This window comes from Rickettsia argasii T170-B, from assembly GCF_000965185.1.
GTDB classification, from domain to species: Bacteria; Pseudomonadota; Alphaproteobacteria; order Rickettsiales; family Rickettsiaceae; genus Rickettsia; species Rickettsia rickettsii.
In genome coordinates, this window is the sequence record NZ_LAOQ01000006.1 from 12,357 (window position 1) to 38,716 (window position 26,360).

Here is a 26,360-nt window from a genome sequence, read left to right on the forward strand (position 1 = left end):
ACAACCATTTTCTTCTTGTTGTAGAAGGTCAGCCGTTACACTCGTAACTCTATGACATGTACCGAATAAGTCTAGATCTATCCTTGAAATTGCTTCATCACTAGTTACTTCTTTAAAAGTTCTGGAATGATTGATGTATCCTCAGAGATACTGGCAAAAACTAATCTCTTTTCAGTTATTTTATATTCACAAGCATCACCATAGTAATAACTCTTAGGTTTAAAGACTACAATTGTGTTATTAAATTCAACTAGGTTTGCAGGTTTTGTAATTTTTTCATATTTTATCTAAACTTCTATTTTTGTAAAAAGATAAGGCAATCAATGCAAAAATACAGCTTAATATGACATAATAAACTGCTGAGGTTACATGCCCTGTTTTGTGTACTAAATATTCAAAGACAAGAGGCGTAGTACCACCAAAAATACTTGTAGCAGTGTTATATGAAATAGAGAGAGCAGTGTTACGTATATTTGTAGGATACAATTCTGCTTGTAATGCTGGTTCAGGACCGATATAGCTAGCAGCAAGTATAGCAAGTATCAATTGTGCGATAATTACACTTGTGAAGGCCCCACTCTCAAAATTATTAAGTAAAAATGGCGTTGTTACAATAATTATTATCAGATTAATTACAAAAATTTTCCTGCGACCTATAATATCGGATAGATAACCGCTTAATAAAGTTACGACTATCATAATCACGTAACACAAGCTAGCAAGGCTATTTACCTCATTTTCAGTAAAGTTGCGGCTGATTTTTAAAAACGATACCAAGTAAATTGTAGTTAGATAGAATATTATCGAACCGGGAGCATTTATAAAAATCGAGATTAATATATCAAGCCAATAATTGGTAATGACTTTTTTTAACGGTGATTGTAAAATCTTGTTCTGCTCTCTTAGATTTTTAAAATTCGGTGTTTCGTGTGTATTTTTTTTAATATAAAATGCTGCAAAAAGAATAAAAAAACCAAGTAAAAAAGGTATTCTCCAGCCAAAACTATCAAATTGTGAAGCTGTTAGGATATTCTTAACAATATAAGAAACAAAAGAACCAAGCAATAAACCGGAGCATATACTAGACATTGAAATACTACCGGTTAAGCCTTGGTGTTTATGGCTAGTATGCTCAATAACAAAGGAAATAGAGCCGGTCAAAACTCCTCCCATTGATAATCCTTGTAGAATTCGTACACAAATCATTAATATAGTCGCAGTTATACCGATAGTATGGTAAGTTGGTAATATTCCTATTAATACGGTTGGGGCAGACATGCAAAATAACGCACTAGTTAAGGCTACTTTGCGTCCAAATCTATCACCGATAACACCAAAAAATATGCCGCCCAACGGTCTTGCCAAATAACCTATAGCAAATACTAAAAAAGCTTGCAGTAAAGAAGTATTAGCATCATCATTTGGAAAAAATTTTGTTCCTATTATGGGTGCAAAATAACCGAATAATACATAATCATACCATTCAAAAGTGTTAGCGATACCGCTTGAAAATACTAGTTTACTGCGATTCATGTTTTCTATTCATAGCGTTTTTTTCGGAATATATTATAAATAAGGTGGTAGGAATTATTATTACTGCTCCATGAAGTGTGCTTTTATCAGGAAATTCGTTAAATATGAAATATGCCGCTATTACCGAAATAACCAGCTCTAAATATCTATAAGGAGCGGTAGCGGTTGCATCTACCATGGAAAAAGCTTTAAGCAGGAAGAATAATATTAAGCTTCCGCTACTACCGAGTACAAACAATAAAGCTAATTCAAAACTACTAGGAGTTAGCCAATACTGCGATGCTACAGGTAACGACACTATAGCAGTTACTATTGCCGAATAAAATAGCATGCTAATCATCGATTCTTTTATTACGAATTTTTTATTAATAATATCAAGCATAGCAAATGAAATAGCCGCTAATACAAAATACAAAATTTCTGGGTTAAAATCCTCGGCATGCGGTTTAAGCGTAACAACAAGTCCTATAAATCCTACTACGGTAACTACCCATCTTGGCCAAATAATATTTTCGTTCAGAAAAAATACGGCAAGTATTAACGTAAATAAAGGAATAGAAAAACTTACGACTGTTGCAGTAGTAACGGGAGCTATGGTAAGACCGTAAGTCCAAGAAGTCATACCGAAAAATAATAATAACCCTCTTAATATATGTACAAAAGGACGACTTGTTTTTAAAGTATTTTTACCATAATAAACAACAAAAGGTAGTAAAACTATGCTACTGAAAAAGAAGCGGAAAAAAGCTACTTCAAAGCTATGTAAACGAGTTCCAAGATATTTAGACATTACATCATTGGCACTACTACTTACTAAACTAAGTAAAAACCAACCTATACCGGTTAAATATGTTTTTAATGCATCATTCATTAATATGCTCCAATAATTTCTATAATTTTACTTAAATGTCTTGACTTTTAGCATAAAAGAATTCTATCTTTTATGACAATAGTATAAATATATAAACAAAAATTTTATATAATAATACGGTAATCAATTTTAAGCAAGTAAAGGTTATAATTATATGTTAAGAATAGTGAAAAAATTAGGGATAATTTTGTTTGTATCCAGCATAAGTATTAATAGTTTTGCTAAAAGCATGTATGATGATGTAGACTCTGCTCCTGACTATGATAGTACACCGTATTACGAAAACGAAGGCAGTTTAGTTTTCAAGATGCGTCTAGGAGGTGTTGTTTCAAGTGCTAAGCAAAAAGGATTACCTACTCCTACCTCTCCTCAACCTGTTTCAGTAGGAGAAGTAGCAAAAAACGGTTATGGAGGTGATGTGTCCACTACTATATTCTTTAATAATTATTTAGCTACTGAATTATCACTTGGCTTTAATGTTTTACGCACTAAATATACATCCCTTGCAGCCGTTGCTCATAATTATGGCGTTGATAATGTTAAACTAGGAAAAAACAAACCTATTTATATGATTCCTGCAACAGTTACCGGACAATTTCATATAGCTCCTTACGGTGGAATAAGACCATATATAGGTATAGGTTATCACGGTTCTTATATGCTTACGCAAGCTACCGGTCTTAAAATTAGAAACGGACACGGTGCCGTAGGACAAATAGGTGTAGATTTTTATGCTAAAGATGATACTTTCATCAATATTGACGTAAGACAATTTTTCTTAAATCCTCAACTTAAGTATAAACCAAATTTAGTGGGTAATAAAACCATGACCTCTAAAGTTAAACTTAATCCTTTAATAGTTTCTATAGGTATAGGATTTACTTTTTAGCCTTGTTGCATGGTTCTTGAAGCGTATTTGTCATCCCGCGACTTGATCGCGGGATCCAGTTTTTTTATTTTTTTGGATATCACGGTTAAGCCACGGTATGACACTAAATAGCTAATAATATAAACATACATTCACCTATGTCCCTACAAATTATCCAGTTATTATACTTAGTTGCGGCTGTTTGCTTTATTCTATCACTCAAATTCTTATCCTCACAGAAACAAGCACGTTTAGGCAGTACCATAGGTATTTTGGGGATGGCGATAGCAGTCGTCGTTACTTTTTTCCTACCGGATTTTACTTATAAATTACCCATTATAGCAACCATATTATTAGGTGCTGTAATCGGCGGGATTATCGCACTTAAAATCTCCATGACGGCAATGCCTCAATTAGTAGCGGGATTTCACTCTTTTGTCGGTCTTGCTGCGGTATTTGTAGCTTATGCTACAGTACTTGCTCCTGAAAATTTTTCTATAGGAATAGCAGGAAGTTTACCGATTAATGCATTAATAGAAATATCAGTAGGCGTCTCTATCGGTGCTTTAACTTTTAGCGGTTCAATTATAGCTTTTCTAAAACTACAAGGCTTAATGAAAAGTAGCCCGTTAAAATTCTACGGTCAGCAATATATATGCTTATTAACGGCAATAATATTGGTTATTCTAGTAATATCGTTTATTCGTTCAGAGAATATCTTTTTATTTAATCTAATAGTCTTTTTATCACTGTTAATCGGAGTATTACTAATAATACCGGTAGGCGGTGCAGATATGCCTGTTATAGTCTCAATGCTAAATTCTTATTCAGGTTTTGCGGCAGCAGGTATAGGCTTTACGCTTAGCAATAGCCTACTTATTATTACTGGAGCATTAGTAGGTAGTAGCGGAGCTATACTTAGCTATATAATGTGCAAAGCGATGAATCGCTCATTAATTAAGGTTATTTTTGGGGCGTTTTTGCCTGCACCTACTGGAATTAACAAGGATATAGATGACGATAAAATAGCAAAAACAAGCTGCCCTGAAGATGCAGCACATTTACTACTTAATACATCATCGGTGATAATTGTTCCCGGTTACGGTATGGCAGTAGCCCAATCTCAGCATATCATAAAAGAACTGGTTGATATATTAGAACGTTCAGATATTAATGTACGTTTTGCCGTACATCCGGTAGCAGGTAGAATGCCAGGGCATATGAATGTTTTACTTGCAGAAGCTAATATAGATTATGAGAAAGTACTTGAGCTTGAAGAAATTAATAGGGATTTTGCTACCACTGACGTAGTGCTTGTGATTGGGGCAAATGACGTAACTAATCCTGCTGCTAAAAATGATCCGAACAGTCCAATTTACGGTATGCCGGTACTCGATGTCGAAAAAGCACGTACGATTTTGTTTATTAAACGTTCTATGGCATCAGGATATGCAGGTATAAAAAATGCGCTATTTTATCACGATAATACTTTTATGTTATTCGGCGATGCTAAGAAAGTAGTTGAGGAGATAGTTAAGTTTCTAAATGAAGATTGACTTAAATAACTCTATTTGTTATAACTTCTTAAATTAAGCCAAAAAACAATTATCATGAATTCGCAAAAAACATTACCGCTTCTGCCAAAACCACGGCTATATGGTTAATTGAAAATACTTCTTTAACTTTTAAACAAATTGCCGATTTTTGCGGTATTCATGAATTTGAAATAAAAGGTATGGCTGACGGTGAAGTAGCACAATCTATAAAAGGTTTAAATCCAATTGCAAACGGTCAGTTAACTTTAGAGGAAATTGAGCGTTGCAGTAAAGATCCTAATGCTAATTTACAAATTTCATACAGCCCTGCTGATGAATTGATGAAAAATCAGAAAAAACAGCGTGCTAAATACACTCCTATAGCAAGACGTCAAGATAAACCGGATGCTATATATTGGTTATTGTCTAATTATCCGAACATCCAAGACCATCAAATAATTAAATTAATAGGTACTACTAAAATTACTATAGATGCTATTAGAACCCGTAGCCATTGGAATATGAATTCTATTCGTCCTCGTGATCCCGTATTACTGGGGATCTGTAGTCAAATAGACCTGAATAAAATAGTAGAAAGCCTAAAGCCTCCACAAAATTCTACAAAAGAATCATAAAATTATACTAACTGCTATCCTGCGAAAAGCTTGCTTACGTGAATTATTTTTTGATTGTTACCCCGCCTTGATCAGCGTTATTGCGTGGCTCGTTTATGTCATTCCTGTATAGTTGAACATTGCTGGATGGACCGGTAAAATCCACTGTGTCACCCCGTGGCTTGACCCACGGAGTCCATAAAAAAATCTAAAATACTAATAATAGTATTTTAAACTAGATTCCGTGGTCAAGCCACGGAATGACAACGGATGCGTTTTTCAATCCACACTGACAATACTTTTCTCACAAACGGATTTTTGTATGGATTAGAAAAGTGATTATTGCCTAATAAATCGTTTATCGCTAGGTAAAGTATAACTTTTATCGGTAGAACGATAGGGACAAATATCAATGCCTCCACGCCTAGTATATACTATATAAATAGAAAGAAAATCAGGACTTATAGCATTTTTAATATCTGTAAAAATACGCTCAGCACACTGCTCTGCAAACTCATTACAATTTCTAAAAGATATTAAATATTTCAGAAAAGAATTATATTTTAACTTTTTTCCTTTATATTTTATAACGATTGTACCCCAATCCGGTTGACCGGTTACTAGGCAATTTGATTTGAGTAAATTAGAATTAATCTCTTCTTCTACCAAAACATCTTCATACTCAATTAAACTATTATCGGGTGCACCGTAATTATTGCATACTATATCTAAATCATCAATATTTTTACCGCTTGGAACACCAAATTCTACTCTTGTATTTATAGGAAATATACGTCCTGTTACTTTAGCGTGTGTAACATTACTTAGATCCTGCAAGATAATTCTTTCTAGTTCTTTTACTGATTCAACAACAAAGTTATTAAAAGAATTTAGATATAATTTAAACGATTTTGATTCTACTATATTTTCAGAATCCGTCGGTATATAAAAAGTGCCTACTCCAACCCATGGCTTACCGTTCTTATTAAGACAAGATAGTTCATATGTATTCCAAACATCTACACCGTAAAACGGAAGATTATTACTATTTATTCCAAGTTCGTTTCGATTATTTATACGTGGAATTTTAAATAATAAAGTCACATCATAACTATCTTTATAAGTACTTTTTTTACCAAGTAAAGAAGTAGATAAAGGCATTAATTATGCTCCTTGTGCTAAAATTTCTTTTTGTTGTAACTCATCATATTCCTTTAGCATATAACCACGTCCCCATACTGTGTCGATATAATCTCTACCGCCGGCAGCATCACTTAACTTTTTACGAAGTTTACAAATAAATACGTCAATAATTTTCATTTCCGGTTCATCAACACTACTATATAAGTGATTTAAGAACATTTCTTTAGTTAAGATAGTTCCTCTTCGGAGTATTAATAGCTCTAAAATAGCATATTCTTTGTTCGTCAAATGTACTTTTTTGCCGTCAACTTCTACACTTCTAGTATCTAGGTTTATGCTAACCTTATCAAACCTAAATACTGATGCTGCATGACCTTTAGAACATCTAACTATAGCTTTAATTCTAGCAATTAATTCCTCTCTTACAAACGGCTTGGTTAGATAATCATCGGCTCCGGAAGAAAAACCAGTAATCTTTTGATACGTATCCGTTAAGCTAGATAAAATTAAGATTGGGGTTTTTATTTTTGCAGCACGCAATCTTAGTAATATCTCAAAACCATTAATATCCGGTAACATAAGGTCTAAGATTACTAGATCATAACCACCAACTTTACCAAGTCTTAAACCTTCTACACCAACTGAAGCTTTATCGCAAACTATCCCTTCTGAAGCTAAAGTTAGTTCAATTAAGTTAGCCATTTCCGGCTCGCCTTCAATTAACAAAACTCTCATTATTTTTCTCCATAAAATTCAATTTTTATATTGTGCTATAATTTAATTACAGTTAATTATTGTTAACTAAATTATAATTTTTTATCTAGTGCTTTATATATTCATTAATAACATAAGTAAAGAATATTTAATCAAATTGATAAAATTTTTACTATTAAGCTCTATCTGTGGTTTAAAAACCATGGCGTTTAAAATGAAATTTATTAAATAATTAAATGATTTTCTTAGTTTTGATGCTCTGACATTTTCTTATGATATAAGGCACCAAAATCTATAGGATCAATCATTAAAGGCTGGAATCCTGCATCTTGAGTACAGCTAGCTATAATTTTTCTGGCAAATGGAAATATCATTGCCGGACAATGAACGGATAATAAAACCGGATGTTGTTCAGAATCAATATTAATTAAATTAAATACTCCAGCATATTTTAATTCTATCTGAAATAATTTATATTTCTCATTTCTTGCAATTGCCTCGATATTTAACTCTACTTCATAGAAATTTTCTTCCGATAAATTAGTAATATTTATATCTAGAGATAAATCAATTTGAGGGCGTTGATCCAAAGCCGCAAGAGAAGACGGGGCAGAAGGGTTCTCAAGAGATAAATCTTTTATATATTGTGCATTAACGGAAATATGCGGCATTGTCTCATTAGTATCGGTGTTTATTGTACTCATAAAAATCCTTATTAAAAATTTAATATAATTTTCTACATAAAAAAGTTATGTTAGCGGTAAAGTTACGCCTACTTGTTTCATATATTTTCCTTGGCGATCGGCATATGAAGTATCACAAATTTGATCACTCTTTAAAAATAAAAACTGACAAGCTCCTTCATTTGCATATATTTTAGCAGGTAATGGAGTAGTATTAGAAAACTCTAAAGTTACATGCCCTTCCCACTCCGGTTCTAACGGAGTCACATTTACTATTATACCGCATCTTGCATAAGTGGACTTGCCGACACAAATAACTAATACATCACGCGGTATTTTAAAATATTCTATAGTTCTGCCAAGGGCAAAGCTATTAGGTGGGATAATACACACATCTACTTCTCTATCAACTAAATTATATTCACTGAAATTTTTTGGATCAACCGTAGTAGAATTTATATTGGTGAATATTTTAAATTCATTAGATACTCTAGCATCATAGCCGTAAGAAGATAAGCCGTAAGAAATAATCTTTTCTTTATTATGCACTCTTACCTGCTTTTCCGCAAAGGGCCTTATCATACTGTGATTTATAACAGCTTCTTTTATCCACTTATCTGACATTATAGCCATAATCAAAACTTGATTTTAATTAATAAACTAATGATTATAACTCATAATTATTTACAATACAAAATTTTTCTTTAAAACTATAAGTCTGAGACTACTTGAATTAATGATAGTGATAATAATACAACATTATATAATTAAAATTAAATTATTACAAATTAAAATAGTTTTTTATTGTCAATTCTGAAAAGAATTATTAATATAATAGCGTAGTTGTTATATTTATTAATACTAAAATTTATTTTGTATAGTAATATTTTATGTAAGTTTATAGGAGCCTTATTAAAGTGAAAAAATTATTATTAACTGCAAGTATTATTTGCCTTGCATCGGCTGGTCTTGCCGAAGAAAATTCAACACCTGTTATTTCTAATTCTGATACTGAAATAAAATTAGAAGGATTCTATTTATTTGAAAACGGTTATATTAAACAGGATCATTTAATTTTATTTGATAAAAATGTAACTGATAACAGGAAAAAGCTAGGGTTTTACACGGAAGCAGCGTTTGCGGCCACTATTGCTAAAACTATCAATGATGTAATAGCAGGTGTTAAAATAGTGCTTCAGCCTACTACAAGAGCAAAAACCTCTACAAGTTATAATGGATCACATATCTTTATTGAAACTAGTTACGGTAAAGTAGAACTCGGCTCTCCTGCTGATGCAAGCGCTAAGTTGCGCATTACCGGTAGTCAAGTAACTGCAGGTACTGGAGGATGGTCTAGATATGCTCTACTTGACGGTCAATATATGCGGTATAATGGGTTAAAATCGGATTTTGATACTAATGCTAGCTTTTATCTTGAGTCATACTCTAATTCTTTTGATCAAATCAATGATAAAGCTGAGAGAGCTAGAAGATTGAATTTTTTCACGCCTAAAATGAAAGGCTTCCAAGCCGGAGTTTCTTATACTCCCGATACTGCTAATACAGGCGGTAATAGAGATATAAATAATTTAACGCTTGAAAGCTCAGGCAGAAACGGAGTTAGTGTTTCTAAAACCGGAATAAAGACGGTTAAATTAGAGAATAACGAAACCATGACTATTAATCAGAATATTAGGGATGCTTTTTCTGCCGGCTTAACTTATGAACATGAAATTAGCGAAGATGCAGACTTAAAATTATCTGTCACCGGAGAATACGGTAAACCTGCTCGTCGTCTTATTCATGCCAAAATGGACGGAACTACAATTCAAGTGCTTAATACCTATAAGCTTTCTAACTTAAAAGCATATAATCTTGGAGCTGTATTTACTTACGGTAATTTCTCTTGTGGTGCTTCTTACGGTAATTTAGGTAAAAGCTTAACTGCTAAGGAATATTATAAAGTCGGTCGTGATACCTATTATTACAATGGAGCAGTTGCTTATGGACAAGGACCTATAAAAACAAGTCTTGAATATCTTAAAACTTCAAGATATAAAAACACCGTTAATGCTGTAAGCCTCGCTACTGAATATAAGATCATGCCTGGTTTATTACCATATGCTGAAATTTCTCATTTCCAAGCTAAAGGTAAACCTGTATATTACCCTGAAGCACCTAGTAAAACAACACGAGGTACTGTTGGTCTTATAGGTACAAAACTTAAGTTTTAATTTATTTACAAATTAATTGCCATCACTATTATAATCAAGGCTTAGAGCAATCTTATGCCTTGATTATTTCATTTTTTTAATTGAACTATCAATAAACTTTATAGTTCCATCGTTGTAATAATCTTGTTTTCTCTTCTGTTAAATCTTTCAACCATTCTATTAGCTTACAGCGCTCTAATTCTTGTCAAATTATTAGTAATACGCTATTAACTGGTGTTTATATAACCTTTTCGGTAATAATAATGAAGATTTTACATATTATCAATTAGAGGAAGGTTATCAGGATGATCAGGTTGATGTTATAGAGGAGATAGTAACATCTATTAATTTAAATAGGTAAGATGAGTTTAAAAGCCTATAAAAACTTTTAATAATAGAACGGTACAAGCGAATTTATAAATAATTCGCTTGTATCAAACCATATAAAACATGCTATTTTTTGTATATACTCAATCTTTATTATAATTATGATGATTATGATGAAAATCTATTATTTTTTGGGAAGCCCATAGGAGGTAATTTACCGGTACTACCTCTTTTGCCTAAAAATGCAACAATGTTTTTCTCAAGTTTTACTTTTCCATTGTTATTCCAACCTAAGCCGTCTTCTTTATTGAATATTTTAATATCTAGAAGCTTAGCATTCTTAAATTTTTGCAGCGTTACACCTTGCCCTTTTTTCATTTCAGGTATTTCATCTATATTAAATACCAGTAATTTACGACTTTCACCGATACAAGCAATACTATCCCCGTTTACAGGTAAACAAGCTATACATACATGACCATCCGGTACATTCATAATTTGCTTTCCTGTTTTTGTTTGAGCCATTACTTCATTTGAATTAACTAAAAACCCCTTACCTACACTACTTGCAAGTAATAAAAGCTGATCAGGTTTATAGACTAAAATATTCGTAATATCGTTATTACCTATATCTACAAGTAGCTTTATAGATTCCCCTGTTCCTTTACCTTTAGAAATATTATCGGCAAGCAAAGTAAAAAATCTGCCTTCTGAACTAACTATTAATATTTTATCAGTCGTGTAAGCTTCTAAAATAAATTTTTCTGCATCACCTTCTTTATATTTGATAGTCGATAAATCGGTGTTATGACCTTTTAACGAACGTACCCACCCCATTTTTGAGCAGATAATAGTAATCGGCTCTTGAGTAATGAAAGCCGTTATATCAACTACTTGATTCGTAAGCGTTACTTCTTCAAAACTTGTACGCCTTGCTCCTATTACCGTATTTAATCCAAATTTCGTTTGTACTGTTTTGATTTCTTTTTTAACTATTTTCCATAGTTCTTTAGGATTATTTAGAATTTCTTCTAATATAGCTTGTTGCTTCTGCAAATTACTATGCTCATTAATAATTTCCTGCTCTTCAAGCTTGCGAAGCGAGCGAAGACGGGTATTTAATATCGCTTCTACTTGTATTTCGGTTAGTTTAAATTGCTCCATCATTATCGCTTTTGGCTCATCTTCTTCACGAATAATTTTAATTATCTCATCAAGATTTAGATAAGCTATCCTAAGCCCTTTTAGAATTTCTAAACGATGCTTGATTTTGTTTAAAAGATCAGTTGATCTGCGAGTAACAATATTTTGTCTGTGATCTAGAAACTCTTGTAAAATCTCTAAAATATTCATTACTCTCGGCACGTTATTACTGCCGATCACATTCATATTTAACTGAATGCGACTTTCTAAATTCGTTAGCTTAAATAGAGATTCCATAACTATTTGCGGATCACATCCCCGATCTCTCGGCTCTATAACCAACCTTATAATGTCTGTTGATTCATCTCTAATATTGCTAACAAGGGGAATTTTTTTATCCTTTAGTAATATTGCTATTTGTTCTATAAGTTTTGATTTCTGAACCTGATAAGGTATATCGGTTACGACTATCTGATATGTACCGTAACTTAGCTCCTCTTTTTCCCATCTGCTTCTCACTCTAAGACTACCGCGTCCAGTAGTATATGCAGCATTAATAACTTCAGCTTTATCAATAATTATGCCGCCGGTCGGGAAATCAGGACCTTTGATAAAGTTCATTATATCGTTAATTTCAGCTTTCGGATGGTCGATTAAATGTATTAGAGCATCACAAAGCTCATGTAAATTATGCGGTGGTATATTGGTTGCCATACCGACTGCTATCCCTTCAGAACCATTAGCTAGTAAATTCGGAAAACTTGCCGGCATTATTACCGGTTCTAAATCGGAATAATCATAAGTAGGGCGAAAATCTACCGTATCTTTATCGATGTCCTCCATTAATAACGTACATATGTCCGTCATACGTGATTCGGTATAACGCATAGCTGCTGCATTATCACCGTCGATAGAGCCGAAATTACCCTGCCCATCAATTAAAGGATAACGCAACGAAAAATGCTGAGCAAGGCGTACCAAGGTATCATACACTGCCACATCACCGTGCGGGTGGTATTTACCTATTACGTCACCGACCACCCTCGCACATTTCTTATAGCCGGAATTCGGCTCAAGCCTTAACTGTAGCATTGCGTATAATAACCTACGATGTACAGGCTTGAGTCCGTCACGTACGTCAGGAAGCGAACGTGACATAATTGTTGATAACGCATAAGCAAGATAACGCTCTGATAATGCATTACCAAAGTCAATATTTTCTATTTTAGCTTCTTTCATAAGTTATTTAGTTTTTATTTATCGTCATTGCGAGCAATCGTTGTTGCGTGGTTCTCTATATCATTCCTGCGAAAGCAGGAATCCAGAAAAAAAATATAAACACAGCAAATTCTTAAAATTAAAAGCTCGATTTATCTCGCTTTATGATGGATTTCTGCTTTCGCAGGAATGACATAAGAGTATACAAATATCACTTCAACACACAACTCTGCTTATTATAAGCTAATTTCTTACAAACCGCTTTAGCTTGACTAAGACTACCATAATCACCGGCTAAGATTAAATAGAAAAATTTGCCGTCGTCATATTTAACTTTTTTGGTTGTGATAACAACATTTTTAAGAATTTTCGGGAATTGTTTTTTTATTCTTTCCCCTTCTTTCATTGCTTCTGCTTCAGATTTTACCGAACCTAGTTGTACTTTATAACTTTCATTATTTTTACAATTTTTAGCATTACTAACCTTATCTTTACTTCCTTTTTCAAGCTTTATTATATTTAAATCCGTTTCATTTTTGGAGTTATTATTTGGCTCTATTAATGCAATAAGGTTAGATATTTCATCAAAAGATTCATCGCTTTGGCTTTGGTTGCGAGAATCTATACTCATAGGTTTCTCAGGGTCAGGAAGCAATTTTACGGTTTTAATATTTGTATCTTTAGCAATAAGATTTTCATATATCGTACTATGTACTGCGGCTATTTGGTTATTTTCTATTATAGACGGTTTTATTTTTGTAGGCAGCTCATCAGGATAAATAGTAATTATCGGCTTGCTATTCTGATAATATTGATAACCAAAATAAATAGCAGATATACATACTAAAAATACTAGAAATATTTTAATAAAAATATTATGGATCATATTTAGTAATTTGATAATAGAAAAACGTCATTGCGAAGAAAAATTGTAAGTTTTGACTAAGCACTCTCAGGAGTATTATTTCATGCGATTGCCACACAGCCTACGGCTGCTCGCAATGACGACGCGGTATCCACATGAGCAATACCTCCTTGCAATGACGATGAAAACCTAACTACATTTTGTTCATTGGTTCTACACCTATCACTTCGAGACCGCTAGCTATAACTTTCTGTATGGCACTTGCAAGAGCAAGGCGTGCTAGAGTTAATTCTTTATTGCTCTCAATTACAAATCTATAATCGCTATTTTCTTTACCGAAATTCCACATAGAATGAAATTTTGAAGCTAAATTTATTAAATAAAATGCGATGCGATGCGGTTCAAAATATTTTGCAGATGCTTCTAATGTTTTTGTCCAGCTAGCCAAAAGTTTTATAATCTCAATTTCTTCTTCAGAGGATAATAAAGATAAATCATACTTACCTGATTCAAAGTTATTATAAGATTCAGGCATTAATTCTCTAGCTTTTGATAAAATAGATATCGTTCTCACATGTGCATATTGTACATAAAAGATAGGATTTTCTCTTGATTGTTCTTTCACTTTTACCAAATCAAAATCAAGTGGCTTATCATTTTGTCTAGTCAACATCATAAATCTTATTATATCTTTCCCCACCTCATGATTTACGTCTTGCACACTAGCAAAGCTCCCAAGACGTTTTGACATTTTAACCGGCACACCGTTTTCAACGAAATTGACCAATTGACAGATTTTAACGTCCACTTTAACCTGCTCCTTACCTAAAGCTTTAACTATTGCCTCAATTCTTTTAACATATCCACTATGATCGGCACCAAGTACATAAATTAAGTGATTCGCTCCCCGCTCTATTTTATCCTTAGCATATGCAAGATCAGAAGCAAAATAAGACCAACTTCCATCAGCTTTTTCTATAGGACGATCTTGACTATCACCGTACTTAGTAGATTTAAATAATTTTTGAACTCTATTATCCCACTCTTCGTGAATTTTACCTTTAGGGGCAGGTAACGTACCTTCATAAATTAGCCCCATACGCTCCAGTAGTTTAACTGTTTCCTCTATCTCACCTTTATCATGCAATGATTGCTCAGAGAAAAATATATCATGCTTAATCCCTAAATCTGCTAAATCTTTTCTATTTAAATCAAGCATTTTTTCTACGGCAAAACTTTTGATTATTTTGAACCTTTCAGCATCGTTCATCGTTAATAATTTATTGCCGTATTCTTTCGCTAAAATTTGCCCAAGCGGAATTAAATACTCTCCCGGATATAACCCGGTAGGGATAGTAATTTGCTCACCTAAAGCCTCTTTATAACGTAATAATACCGTACTAACTAAATCATTTATTTGTGAGCCTGCATCATTAACATAATATTCTTTTGTAACGGAATAACTTACCTTTTGCAAAATCCTTGCTAGCACATCACCATATACCGCACCCCTAGCATGCCCTATATGCATTGGACCGGTGGGATTTGCCGAAACATACTCGATGTTAATATTTCTGCTTTTATCTATATCAATTTCAAAAAACTTTTCTTCATGCTGTAAAATATCCTTTATTGATGCCTGCCAACTATCAGCTTTTATAGTAAAATTAATAAAGCCCGGTCCTGCTATTTCTATACTTGCAATATAAGGTAATGTTATAAGGACTTCTTTAAATTTTAAAGCCACTTCCCTAGGAGCAATACTTTCTTTAGCTGCAATAATCATTGCAATATTACTTGATAAATCACCGTTAAAACTATCTTTCGGTGTTTCAATAGTAGCAGTATTTGCTATTTCTTGATTATTATATAATTGCCTGCTTGCCACAATTATATCTTGTTTCAATTGATTAAATATATTCATAATTATTAAATGTTATTAAAATTCAGCGAATAGAATTCTTACAAACGCTCGCTAATAAGGAAGAATTTGTAGGAGACATAGAACGCAGCACCGCAGCGTACACTTTAGTACGTGAGGATGCGAGTACCGGAGCGACGCACAAATTACCCTTAGAAGCAAGTTATGTAGGAAGTCGAGCAGAGCTGATTATATTCCTGAATGGCAAAACGGTCAGTCATCCCTGCTATATAATCAGCAACAACTCTAGCTTTACTATATGTTTCATTAGAGTCTATTAATATTTTCCAATTAACCGGCAATAAATTAATATCATCCATATAAACCTTAAACAGACCTTGTACGATTTTAGTACATTTAAGGCTGATGGCCGTAATTTTATTACTTTTATAAACTCGCTCATGAAGAAACTTCTTAGTTTCCTTAATATTTTCATTAGTTTTTTCCGTAAAATCCACTATCTGATAATTCAAGTTACGTATCTCATCTATGTTAGTAATTTTTTCTTTATTTAAATTTTCTTTTGTTTGCCATAATAAATCGGTAATTAACTCATGTATTAGCTTACGTACTACCTCATAAATCAGACATGAGGAACTAATATTTTTAAATTTTGACTTAAGTTCAACAACATGTTGATCAATATATTTAAGTTCAGCAAGACTATTAAAATCGATAATTTTAGCACCGATACTATCTTCCAAATCATGCGAAATATAGCTAATATCATCGGCAAGAGCTGCTATTTGAGCCTCTGCTGATGCATAGGTACTAAGTTCTAAATCATTTTGCTTATTATACTCTGCTATATATTCATTTACCTCGCCTAGTATAGGACCGTTATGTTTTACTATTCCTTCTAAAACTTCCCATGTTAAATTTACTCCATTATAAGCCGCATATCTTTTTTCAAGTAATGTTAGTATCTTTAAAGATTGAGCATTATGAGAAAAGCCGTTATACTCTCTCATACATTCATTTAAAGCCCGCTCTCCCGCATGACCGAAAGGCGTATGCCCAAGATCATGAGCAAGTGCTATTGTCTCAGCTAAATCATTTGATAAATTTAAAGTACTAGCGACCGAACGTGCAACAGTCGAAACCTCTAGAGAATGAGTTAGCCTATTTCTGTAATGATCTCCCTCGTGATTAATAAAAACTTGAGTTTTATATTGCAAACGCCTAAATGCATTAGTATGTATAATGCGATCACGATCACGTTCAAACTCGTTTCTATAAGAGGTCGGGATTTCCTTATATAATCTTCCCCTACTTTTAAGAGGATCAGAAGCGTATGAAGCAAGCATCGTTATCCTTTATTTTGAAAGACGTTGTTGTGTGGTTCTAACTTTTCGTCATTGTGAGGAAACTGCATAGCAATTGACGAAGCAATCTCAGGAGTTTGTTATTATTTCATGAGATTGCCACGCAGCCTACGGCTGCTCGCAATACCGATTGGGTATCCACACAACAAAGCCAACTTGAAAAATATCAAGATATACTATATAATTTATGAGACTTTTACAAGGTAATTTTAAGTGACGATAACAATTACGGATAGAGCTTTTGAACGGGTTTGCGAGTTAGTAAAGCTAGAAAAAGATAAGAATTTAGTACTACGAATTTCGGTTGATAGCGGCGGTTGCTCAGGACTTATGTATAATTACGAACTAGTCTCAAAAGATAATATAGAGCAAGATGATTATGTCATTACTAAACATAATGCTACAATTATTATTGATCCTATCTCCCAAAAATTTATGCTAGATTGCACTCTTGATTTTATAGAAGAACTAGGCAGTTCATATTTCAACGTTAGTAATCCGCAAGCTAAAGCAAAATGCGGCTGCGGTAATTCTTTCTCGGTGTAAATGCAAGTATTGCGATTGGGCATTGTTATTAGAATGCTGATGTCATTCCTGCTGTTGCAGGAATGACATCGCAACGTCAAACTTTTAATGTTAATCATTAAGTTGCATAGTTGCTCCACCTACCTAAACTTCGTCATTATTATCATAAGGAGGACGCTCTACTTCATTACTATTAACGTTATTATCTTTATCTTCTTCGTTATCTGAAGCATTATTATCTAATGTTAATATAAACATGTTGTTCTTGGACTTGTTGAGAGCTATTAAACTTTGTTTTAATGTTTCAAGCTTGAGATTTTCTTAAATTTAGTCCTTGTCCTTTACATTGCTCCGTAGAGAGAATTTTAAGACCTTGAAATTGTCTTATTAACTCATCACATACCAAAACTCCGCAGTCTGAAGTATTTCCTTCTTCTTGTTGTTGAGTTTTTAAATCCATTATTTCTGCATCAGAGCACACCTCGGTAATAAGTTTTACTAAGTCAGGACGATCATTTAACAATCTGCCCAAAGAATCATTATAAGTAAATATTATCTTATTTGTATCATTATCTCATATTTACCCAATGCCTATGTCCTGTATTAATCGGCATTTATTTACTTCTTGTTGATCATTAGTTAATTGCTCATTTTGATTTTGTTGTACTTCTGGCCACTCCTTGGCTTGCGGCTCCGGCAGTGAAACCAAATCATTTATTATAGTCTGTGTATCACTTAAAAATTTTGTTCTGTCAGCCTCTTTAGTAACTATACTCAGATCTTCCATCTTCAAGCATTGAGCGTATAAAAGCAGTATTTTCCTCCATCTCCGTACTATAAACTTTATGAACTTTTAACAATAATTTTTGTTCTTCCTGAGGGCTAGCTATACTTGCAGCCTTTAAAGATTCAAAAGCAGCTAGCGGTATTAAATTTAATTTAAATAAAAATTCTCCTAAAGATATATAAAGATCTTTTTTTAAAGATAGATACTTCTCTACTTCTTTTTTATTCTTAGGGATGTTAAAAATTTCTCTAAGAATAAAACTACACTCTTCTATCGGGTCTATACTTAAACTTACCTTGAAATATTTTATTGCTTCAAGAAGCAATTTAATTACTATTTCGCTTTTATTTTCGTCCTTATAGAATCTCCCTAAATTTAAAATAATCCACCTATTTTTTTACAAATATTGCTAAAAATGTACGGTATCATGGTTATAGAGAAAGTTAAAATCTTTCTCAATTTCCAGAGCACTAATATATTCTATTATTGCTCTAAACCAATCTAATTCCGATTTACTATTTTCATAGATCATACCTAAATAATAATGAGCACTGGCTTTTATTTCATTTATAGATATAATAATATGCTCAGCTTGCGATCCCGTCAGTTTATCAAGCCATTCTAATGCTTCTTTATAATATTTTTTTGTTCTTTATTAGATTCTACATTATCGGTTACTTGATAAGGTTTTAATTTTATATTACTCGTTCCTGTTTAGGACTACCAAGCAGTGTACTGCCAACTGCTTTTATTTGATTCCATATAATAATTATACCTACAAATTATTTGCATTTATACAAATAAAAACATCTTTGATCTATAAGCTGAATAAATAAATATTAACACTATTTAAAAAAATTCTAAATAAGTAAATTTACAACAAAGATTTAAAGGCGAATTTGTGAAATTCTAACGATAAGAAAGTTTTATTTTTTATATTGTAAAAAATTATTACTTCTATTTTAAAATTGAATTAATAGGGGATATTTATATATATTTTTAAAGGTAAAATTTGAAGTTATTTTTCTTTTGTAATTTTATCATATTTTTTTAGTTTGATAAGAATGGACTCTAGATTATCCAACTTCATCATACATGGACCGTCGCTTGGGGCGTTATCGGGGTCTTGATGTACTTCCATATACATACCGGCGATACCTACAGAAGTTGCCGCCTTTGCAAGTAACTCTACATATTTTCTTTCTCCGCCGGTACTGCCTCCTAGCCCGCCCGGTTGCTGAACGGAATGTGTGGCATCAAAAACTACAGGTACATTTAACTCTGCCATTATTGCAAGACTACGCATATCAGATACCAAGTTATTATAGCCAAAACATACTCCTCGCTCTGTAAATAATATATCCTTTACTCCAAAAGCTTCTAGTTTTGTTTGTACATTTTTCATATCCCACGGAGCTAGAAACTGCCCTTTTTTTACTTTTACTATTTTACCTGTTTTTGCTGCAGCTTGAAGCAAGTCGGTTTGTCTACATAAAAATGCCGGAATTTGTAAAATATCTGCTACTTCGGCTGTTTCAGCACATTGACTCTCTGAATGAACATCAGTAACAATAGGGCAATCGAATTCAGATTTTACTTTTGATAAAATTTCTAAACCTTTCTCAATACCAAGTCCTCTAATCCCATGTACGGAAGTTCTATTAGCTTTATCAAAAGAAGATTTATAAATAAATGGAATCTCAAGCTTGCTAGTTAGTTTAACAAGTTTTTCTGCCATAAACAACGCATGATCTTTTCCTTCAATCTGACAAGGCCCTGTAATTAGAACAAACGGTAAATCATTTCCTATTTTGATATTGTTAAGTTTTACTACTTTTTGCATAATTCTTAGATTTAATTAATTGAACGAGGCACGGATTAGTGTTTCTCTGTTATATCAGGTACTGATTCATTTTCTATTAAGTCATTATTAATTATTAGTGTATAATATTTTTCTTTTATTGTTGTTAAATCATAACTACCATGATAACAACCTTCTAGGTTAATAATTTTTTTTAAATAAAAATTTACCTGCTCTGTTTCTAACGGTTCATCTATATTTTTTACAATAGATGACTTAATATTAATTATATACGCTTTTATTTTTTTTAATTCTTTAATAATTATAAAAATATCATGCGGTTTTGTTACCAATATTCCTACAAACAAAATTAATAATATTTGCGTTAAAGACATATTTATATTAATTTCTTATGTTTATATTTTGGATTTAAAATACTTTCCCCGTTAGTATTTAGCATATATTCATGATAATCTTGATAATTTCCTTCAAACCATGTAGCATTATTTTCTTTATCATATGATATAATATGAGTGGTTATTCTATCTAAAAACCATCTATCATGACTAATCACTAATACACAACCTGCAAAATCTAAAATAGCATCTTCAAGCGCTCTTAACGTATCAATATCTAAATCATTAGACGGCTCATCTAATAATATAACATTTGCTCCTTCTTTTAGTAGTTTTGCCAAATGTACTCTGTTACGTTCTCCACCTGAAAGTTGTCCAACTTTTTTTTGTTGATCACCGCCTCTAAAATTAAAAGCTGCACAATAAGCTCTACTTTTAATTATTCTATTACCAAGTTGTAATTCATCTAGACCTTCTGAAATTTCTTCCCATATAGTCTTATTATCATCTAAATGATCCCGTGATTGATCGACATAACCTAATTTTACCGTTTGACCAATTTTAATAGAACCACTATCTGGCATTATTTTACCTGTAATAATATTAAACAAAGTAGACTTACCTGCTCCATTCGGTCCAATAATTCCTACAATAGCTCCACGTGGAACTTTAAAACTAAAATCTGATAATAATATTTTATTATTAAATTTTTTAGCTATATGTTCTGCTTCAATAACAAGATCACCTAAACGAGGTCCGTTAGGTATAATTATTTGAGTAGGATCAGTTTTTTGTTCTTGTTGTTTATTTAATAACTCTTGATATGCTGTAATACGTGCTTTATTTTTTGATTGTCTAGCTTTTGGAGTTTGACGAATCCATTCAAGTTCACGATTCAATTGTTTTTTTCTATCATCGTCTTCTTTACTTTCTAAAGCTAATTTTTTTTGCTTCTGCTCAAGCCAAGAACTATAATTTGATTCCCACGGTATACAATTTCCACGATCTATTTCTAATATCCATTCTGTAACATTATCTAAAAAATAACGATCATGGGTAATTACTATTACAGTACCTTCATAATGCTTTAAATAATCCTCAAGCCAAGAAACTGATTCTGCATCCAAATGATTTGTAGGTTCATCAAGTAACAACATATCAGGTTTCTCTAAAAGCAATTTACATAAAGCCACTCTTCTTTTTTCTCCACCGGAAATTTTTGTAATATCTGCTTCTTTTGGTGGGCAACGTAAAGCAAGCATTGCGATCTCTATTTCACGTTCTAGATTCCATCCATCACAATTGTCTATTTTTTCTTGTAATTCTGCTTGTTTATCAAAAAGCTTTTGCATTTCTTCATCAGTGATTTCAGCAGCAAATTTGTTACTTATATAATTAAATTCATCAATAAGTTTTTTCTTTTCATGAAGACCTTCTATGATATTATCAAAAACATTTTTACTAGCATCAAGATACGGTTCTTGAGGTAAATATCCTACTTTTATACCAATTTTAGCTGTTGCTTTACCTTCAAACTCTTTATCAATACCTGCCATTATTTTTAATAAAGTCGATTTGCCTGCTCCATTTGGACCTATTATACCGATCTTAGCTTTTGGTAAAAATGATAAATTTGTTTCTTTTAAAATTCGTTTACCATTTATAATTTTGCTTAAACCAACTATTTCATAAACATATTGATATGACATAAATTACTTATTTCCTTATATTATTATTTTACACCGATATATTATATTTACTACTGTATTGTATGAATTTATTGCTCTATGATCATATAATTCAAAATCAGAAATTGTAAGTTCTATCATTGTTTTTCTCGTTTAGATATTTATCTTAAGAAATAAAATGCTGGCATTTTAATTTAATTTTAATAATATCAAGTCTAATTCTTCCAAATCTTTATAATGAAATATTAATTTTCCGCCTAGTGGATAATTTTCTATTGTTATTTTTATACCAAATTTTTCTGATAAAGCTTTTACTAATAATTCTAGATCATTATCCGTAGCTTTGTCCTTTAAAAAACGCTTTCCTATTTTGTTATTATTGTTCGGAGATTTTGTATACTCATTCTTATACCATTGTCTTACTAGTTCTTCTGTTTGACGTACATTTAAATCATTATTTATAATATGATCGGCTATTACTTCTGCATGTTCATGATTTATTAAACACCGGGCTTGACCCATACTTAGTATATTTTCATTTACTTTATCTTGAATAGACTGCGGCAAATTATTAAGCCTTACTAAATTAGCTATATGACTACGACTTTTACCAAGCCTTTCAGCTAATTTTTCTGCCGTATAATTAAAATTTTCTATTAAATATTTAAAGCCACGAGCTTCTTCCATCACTGTTAAATCAGTTCTTTGTATGTTCTCAATTAATGCTATTTCCATACTCTCTCTAGCATCTAAATTTTTTATAATTACCGGTATCTCTAAAACTTTTGCTAATTTACATGCACGCCAGCGTCGCTCTCCTGCTATAATTTGGAAATTATTATCAACAATAATAGGCTGTAATAAACCATTATTCAATATAGAATCTGCTAATTCTTTTATTTTATCATATTCAAAGTTTTTTCTAGGCTGATTCTCGTTTGGTCTTATTTTATCAATATTGATTATTTGTACTATTTCTGATTCTATAGAAATAACTTCTTCTCCAAGTAATGAAGATAATCCTCTTCCTAGTCCTTTATTTTTCGCCATATCTTTCTAAGATTTCTTTTGTAAGTTCTATATATGCAACTGCTCCCGAACATTTATAATCATATATAATAGCCGGTTGTCCATATGAAGGAGCTTCAGATATTTTAATATTTCTTGGAATAACGGTTTTAAATACTAATTCTCCTAAGCATTTTCTAACATCATCTTCTACTTGTTCAGTTAAACGATTACGCTTATCATACATTGTAAATAATATACCTGCAATCTTTATCTTAGGATTTAATTTTTTCTCTACAATTTCAATTGTTTTTAACAAATGACTTAATCCTTCTAAAGAATAAAAATCACATTGCATTGGAATCAGTACTTCATCGCTTGCAACTAAAGCGTTTACCGTTAATAAATTTAATGAAGGAGGGCAATCAATAATTATATAATCATATAATATTTTTATTTCTGCCAATAGCTTCATTAAAATATATTCTCGGTCCTTTAATTTTGTTAAGTCTAATTCAGCCGCAGATAGATTAGTGTTTGAAGTAATTATTTCTAAATTTGGTATATCTGTAGAAATTATTGCATCTTGCAATTCTATTAAATTTGTTAATACTTGGTATATAGTATTTTTGCGTTGTTGCTGACTAATTCCAAAACCGGTACTACTATTCCCTTGAGGATCAAGATCTATAACTAAAATTTTTTTATTTACAGCAGCAAAAGCTGTAGCTAAATTTACAGTAGTTGTAGTTTTAGCTACCCCTCCTTTTTGATTAACAATAGCAATTACTTTCATATCATTTTCGTTAAATTACTAACTTCTAGAATTTTCCCTTCTTCACAAGTAATACTTTGATGTATTAAATAACCAAATAACCATCTCTCTTTAGCTTCTACTATTTCAGTTAAATAATTTTTTCCTTTTAATAACAAAAATTTTTCTCGTACTGAAATATTTTTTATGCAATTAAATATTGTATTTAAGTTAGAGAAAGCTCTACAAGTTAATATACTACAATCTATTTCTACTTTTTCTATTCTTTGATTGATTATTTGTATGTTATTATTTGATATCTTTGATGCTTTTTCTAAAAATATACATTTACGTAAATCAGCTTCTATTAAACTTACTTGCGCTACCCCCGCTATAGATAATACTATACCAGGCAAACCAGAACCGCTTCCTATATCAACCAAATGTATGTCTTTATTATCAATATATTGTATTAATTGTAATGAGTCTAATATATGACGTTGCCAAAAATTATGTATAGTATTATCCGATACAAGATTGATTGATTTATTCCATTTTTTAACTAACTTTTGAAAAATTTCTAACTTTTCAATTATTTCACGTGGAACTTCCATCACTATATTTAGTTTTTAAATAAATTATAATAGCCGTAATTGCTGCAGGTGTAATCCCTGGAATTCGACGTGCTACACCAATAGTAGTAGGTTTATAGGAAGAAAGTTTTTCCTGTATCTCTAATGGTATACTTGGTATTTTAAAATAGTCAATATTTTTAGGTATGAACTGCGCCTCTTCACTTTGAAATAAATTAATATCTGCGTGTTGTCTAGTTAAATATGAAGCATATTTTGCTTCAATATAGAGTAATTGCAAAATGTTATTATTTTGTGTTTCTTTAAGCATAGGAAAAATTTTAATAGCTTGTTCAACATTAAAATTAGGTATTTTAAATAAGTCTAATACTGTTTTATATGTACCATCCTGTGCAACCTGTATACCCATTTTAGCAAGTTTACTAGTAGTTAAAGACAAGGTATTTAATAATGATTTTATTTTTTCTATATCTTCACATTTTTTTGTGAATATTTTTTTACGTTTTTCTGATACGACTCCAATGTTCATCCCTAATTCCGTTAAACGTAAATCAGAGTTATCTGCTCTTAAAGATAATCTATATTCTGAGCGAGAAGTAAACATACGATAAGGTTCTATAGTACCAAATGTTGTTAAATCATCAATCATTACTCCAATATAACTGTTTGCTCTTGTTAACATAAACGGTGCTTGATCTTTTACTGCTAAAGCAGCATTTATACCGGCTATTATACCTTGCCCTGCGGCTTCCTCATATCCTGTAGTACCGTTAATTTGCCCGGCCAAATATAATCCAGCTATTTTTTTTGTCTCTAGCGTAACACTTATTTCACGTGGATCAACATAATCATATTCTATAGCATAACCTGGACGTAAAACCTTTACATTTTCTAATCCTGGTATTGTTTTGATTAATTTATGTTGCACATCTTCAGGCAAAGAAGTAGAAATACCGTTTGGATAAATCGTATAATCATCTAACCCTTCAGGTTCTAAAAATATACGATGTTCTGATTTTGTACTAAATCTGACTATTTTATCTTCAATAGAAGGACAATATCGCGGTCCTATTCCTTCTATTTGCCCTGAATACATTGCGGATTTATCAAGATTCTCACGTATAATATCATGAGTTTCTGAGGTTGTTTTTGTGATAAAACAATTTATCTGAGAAACATTAACAATATTTGTTAATTCAGAAAAAGGACGAGGAATTTTATCGCCGGGTTGTAAAATTGTTTTACTATAATCAATAGTACGTCCATCAATGCGAGGCGGTGTACCTGTTTTTAAACGAGCCAGTCTAAAACCTATTTGTTTTAATGTATTTGATAATCCATACGAAGGCTCTTCATCTACTCTACCAGCAGGAATTTTTTTTTGTCCAATATGAATAAGACCTGATAGGAAAGTACCTGTAGTTAATATAATTTTTTGACAAAGAATTTTGCTACCGTTATTTAAAATAACCGCTTCAATTTTAGAAGATTTAATTTCTATATCTTCCACTTTTCCATATAATATATCTAGATTAGGATAATTCGTTAATATTTGATACATCGCTTTTTTATAAAGCTTTCGATCAGCTTGAGCTCTAGGTCCCCAAACTGCTGGTCCTCTAGTCTCATTCAGCATTTTATAATGTATACCAGCTTGGTCTATAACATAACCCATTAACCCATCAAGTGCATCGATTTCTTTAACTAATGTGCCTTTTGCAATGCCACCGATTGCTGGATTGCAAGACATTTCGCCTAAATTTTCCGGTTTTAACGTAATTAAGAGAGTAGGAACTCCAAGACGTGCAGAAGCAGCGGCTGCTTCTACGCCTGCATGTCCACCGCCTATAACTATTACGTCATATTTTAGCATTA

Annotated in this window: 24 protein-coding genes and 2 pseudogenes; 6 read left to right on the forward strand and 20 right to left on the reverse strand. The window is 32.0% G+C overall.

The annotated features are described in order from the left end of the window. Positions 1-276 precede the first annotated feature (276 nt). The gene (locus tag RAT170B_RS06440; RefSeq protein ID WP_045805923.1) at positions 277-1,533 is read right to left on the reverse strand and encodes an MFS transporter; all 1,257 of its coding nucleotides are present in this window, start codon (positions 1,531-1,533) and stop codon (positions 277-279) included. Continuing rightward, a complete protein-coding gene (locus RAT170B_RS06445; RefSeq protein WP_014013824.1) occupies positions 1,520-2,404 on the reverse strand; it encodes a DMT family transporter in 885 nt (294 codons plus the stop codon). The genes RAT170B_RS06440 and RAT170B_RS06445 overlap by 14 nt, the downstream gene beginning before the upstream one ends. A gap of 154 nt (positions 2,405-2,558) precedes the next feature. Between RAT170B_RS06445 and RAT170B_RS06450 the strand changes: the two genes are divergently transcribed. From RAT170B_RS06450 to RAT170B_RS06460, 3 genes and pseudogenes are all read left to right on the forward strand, one after another. After that, positions 2,559-3,293 carry an OmpW family outer membrane protein gene (locus tag RAT170B_RS06450; RefSeq protein ID WP_045805924.1) on the forward strand — a complete coding sequence of 245 codons (735 nt, stop codon included), beginning with the start codon at positions 2,559-2,561 and terminating at the stop codon, positions 3,291-3,293. Positions 3,294-3,430: 137 nt separating this feature from the next. Then, positions 3,431-4,828, forward strand: coding sequence for an NAD(P)(+) transhydrogenase (Re/Si-specific) subunit beta (locus RAT170B_RS06455; protein ID WP_014013822.1), 1,398 nt, complete (start codon positions 3,431-3,433; stop codon positions 4,826-4,828). A 54-nt stretch (positions 4,829-4,882) separates the two neighbouring features. Next, positions 4,883-5,442: pseudogene (locus RAT170B_RS06460) on the forward strand (cell cycle transcriptional regulator TrcR). A 318-nt stretch (positions 5,443-5,760) separates the two neighbouring features. Here the strand turns inward: RAT170B_RS06460 and queF are convergent. From queF to dcd, 4 genes are all read right to left on the reverse strand, one after another. Then, complete coding sequence (gene queF / locus RAT170B_RS06465; RefSeq protein ID WP_045805925.1) at positions 5,761-6,582, reverse strand: NADPH-dependent 7-cyano-7-deazaguanine reductase QueF; 822 nt, start codon at positions 6,580-6,582, stop codon at positions 5,761-5,763. Between the two features lie 3 nt (positions 6,583-6,585). Beyond that, a complete protein-coding gene (gene ctrA / locus RAT170B_RS06470; protein ID WP_045805926.1) occupies positions 6,586-7,299 on the reverse strand; it encodes a response regulator transcription factor CtrA in 714 nt (237 codons plus the stop codon). Positions 7,300-7,523: 224 nt separating this feature from the next. Then, on the reverse strand, positions 7,524-7,982 hold the full coding sequence (gene secB, locus RAT170B_RS06475; RefSeq protein WP_004996787.1) for a protein-export chaperone SecB: 459 nt from the start codon (positions 7,980-7,982) through the stop codon (positions 7,524-7,526). Between the two features lie 45 nt (positions 7,983-8,027). After that, complete coding sequence (dcd, locus tag RAT170B_RS06480) at positions 8,028-8,594, reverse strand: dCTP deaminase (protein ID WP_004996797.1); 567 nt, start codon at positions 8,592-8,594, stop codon at positions 8,028-8,030. 284 nt (positions 8,595-8,878) lie between these two features. On the opposite strand from dcd, the gene RAT170B_RS06485 reads away from it, so the two are divergent. Continuing rightward, positions 8,879-10,195 carry a porin gene (locus RAT170B_RS06485; RefSeq protein ID WP_014120484.1) on the forward strand — a complete coding sequence of 439 codons (1,317 nt, stop codon included), beginning with the start codon at positions 8,879-8,881 and terminating at the stop codon, positions 10,193-10,195. Positions 10,196-10,669: 474 nt separating this feature from the next. Here the strand turns inward: RAT170B_RS06485 and parC are convergent, their stop codons facing one another. From parC to argS, 3 genes are all read right to left on the reverse strand, one after another. Beyond that, the gene (parC, locus tag RAT170B_RS06490; protein WP_045805927.1) at positions 10,670-12,883 is read right to left on the reverse strand and encodes a DNA topoisomerase IV subunit A; all 2,214 of its coding nucleotides are present in this window, start codon (positions 12,881-12,883) and stop codon (positions 10,670-10,672) included. Positions 12,884-13,073: 190 nt separating this feature from the next. After that, positions 13,074-13,748 carry an SPOR domain-containing protein gene (locus RAT170B_RS06495; protein WP_045805928.1) on the reverse strand — a complete coding sequence of 225 codons (675 nt, stop codon included), beginning with the start codon at positions 13,746-13,748 and terminating at the stop codon, positions 13,074-13,076. Between the two features lie 172 nt (positions 13,749-13,920). Continuing rightward, on the reverse strand, positions 13,921-15,651 hold the full coding sequence (gene argS / locus RAT170B_RS06500; protein ID WP_014120482.1) for an arginine--tRNA ligase: 1,731 nt from the start codon (positions 15,649-15,651) through the stop codon (positions 13,921-13,923). 29 nt (positions 15,652-15,680) lie between these two features. On the opposite strand from argS, the pseudogene RAT170B_RS12465 reads away from it, so the two are divergent. After that, positions 15,681-15,866: pseudogene (locus RAT170B_RS12465) on the forward strand (palindromic element RPE1 domain-containing protein); the annotation flags it as partial. Here the strand turns inward: RAT170B_RS12465 and RAT170B_RS06505 are convergent. Further along, a complete protein-coding gene (locus RAT170B_RS06505; RefSeq protein ID WP_045805929.1) occupies positions 15,801-16,955 on the reverse strand; it encodes a deoxyguanosinetriphosphate triphosphohydrolase in 1,155 nt (384 codons plus the stop codon). The pseudogene RAT170B_RS12465 and the gene RAT170B_RS06505 overlap by 66 nt on opposite strands. A gap of 231 nt (positions 16,956-17,186) precedes the next feature. Here RAT170B_RS06505 and RAT170B_RS06510 point away from each other — a divergent pair, with 231 nt between their 5' ends. Next, positions 17,187-17,519 (forward strand): iron-sulfur cluster assembly accessory protein, encoded by a 333-nt coding sequence (locus RAT170B_RS06510; protein ID WP_012719360.1) that lies wholly within the window; start codon positions 17,187-17,189, stop codon positions 17,517-17,519. Positions 17,520-17,802: 283 nt separating this feature from the next. On the opposite strand, the gene RAT170B_RS06515 is transcribed toward RAT170B_RS06510, so the two are convergent. The 10 genes from RAT170B_RS06515 to mnmG form a co-directional block, all read right to left on the reverse strand. Continuing rightward, entirely contained in the window at positions 17,803-18,030 is a 228-nt protein-coding gene (locus tag RAT170B_RS06515; RefSeq protein ID WP_045805930.1) for a hypothetical protein, read from the reverse strand. 48 nt (positions 18,031-18,078) lie between these two features. Further along, entirely contained in the window at positions 18,079-18,285 is a 207-nt protein-coding gene (locus RAT170B_RS12470; protein WP_024704436.1) for a hypothetical protein, read from the reverse strand. Beyond that, positions 18,260-18,610 (reverse strand): hypothetical protein, encoded by a 351-nt coding sequence (locus RAT170B_RS06525; protein WP_045805931.1) that lies wholly within the window; start codon positions 18,608-18,610, stop codon positions 18,260-18,262. Before RAT170B_RS06525 ends, RAT170B_RS12470 begins: the two co-directional genes overlap by 26 nt. Before the next feature lie 693 nt (positions 18,611-19,303). Then, a complete protein-coding gene (kdsA, locus tag RAT170B_RS06530; RefSeq protein ID WP_045805932.1) occupies positions 19,304-20,128 on the reverse strand; it encodes a 3-deoxy-8-phosphooctulonate synthase in 825 nt (274 codons plus the stop codon). A 35-nt stretch (positions 20,129-20,163) separates the two neighbouring features. Then, the gene (locus RAT170B_RS06535; protein ID WP_045805933.1) at positions 20,164-20,481 is read right to left on the reverse strand and encodes a DUF2672 domain-containing protein; all 318 of its coding nucleotides are present in this window, start codon (positions 20,479-20,481) and stop codon (positions 20,164-20,166) included. Positions 20,482-20,483: 2 nt separating this feature from the next. Further along, a complete protein-coding gene (gene ettA / locus RAT170B_RS06540; protein WP_014013809.1) occupies positions 20,484-22,151 on the reverse strand; it encodes an energy-dependent translational throttle protein EttA in 1,668 nt (555 codons plus the stop codon). 168 nt (positions 22,152-22,319) lie between these two features. Next, positions 22,320-23,180, reverse strand: coding sequence for a ParB/RepB/Spo0J family partition protein (locus RAT170B_RS06545; protein ID WP_014120474.1), 861 nt, complete (start codon positions 23,178-23,180; stop codon positions 22,320-22,322). Continuing rightward, complete coding sequence (locus RAT170B_RS06550; RefSeq protein WP_045805934.1) at positions 23,167-23,934, reverse strand: ParA family protein; 768 nt, start codon at positions 23,932-23,934, stop codon at positions 23,167-23,169. Before RAT170B_RS06550 ends, RAT170B_RS06545 begins: the two co-directional genes overlap by 14 nt. Then, positions 23,931-24,506 (reverse strand): 16S rRNA (guanine(527)-N(7))-methyltransferase RsmG, encoded by a 576-nt coding sequence (gene rsmG / locus RAT170B_RS06555; RefSeq protein ID WP_146620372.1) that lies wholly within the window; start codon positions 24,504-24,506, stop codon positions 23,931-23,933. Before rsmG ends, RAT170B_RS06550 begins: the two co-directional genes overlap by 4 nt. Beyond that, positions 24,490-26,358 carry a tRNA uridine-5-carboxymethylaminomethyl(34) synthesis enzyme MnmG gene (gene mnmG / locus RAT170B_RS06560; protein ID WP_045805936.1) on the reverse strand — a complete coding sequence of 623 codons (1,869 nt, stop codon included), beginning with the start codon at positions 26,356-26,358 and terminating at the stop codon, positions 24,490-24,492. The genes rsmG and mnmG overlap by 17 nt, the downstream gene beginning before the upstream one ends. Between the last annotated feature and the right edge of the window lie 2 nt (positions 26,359-26,360).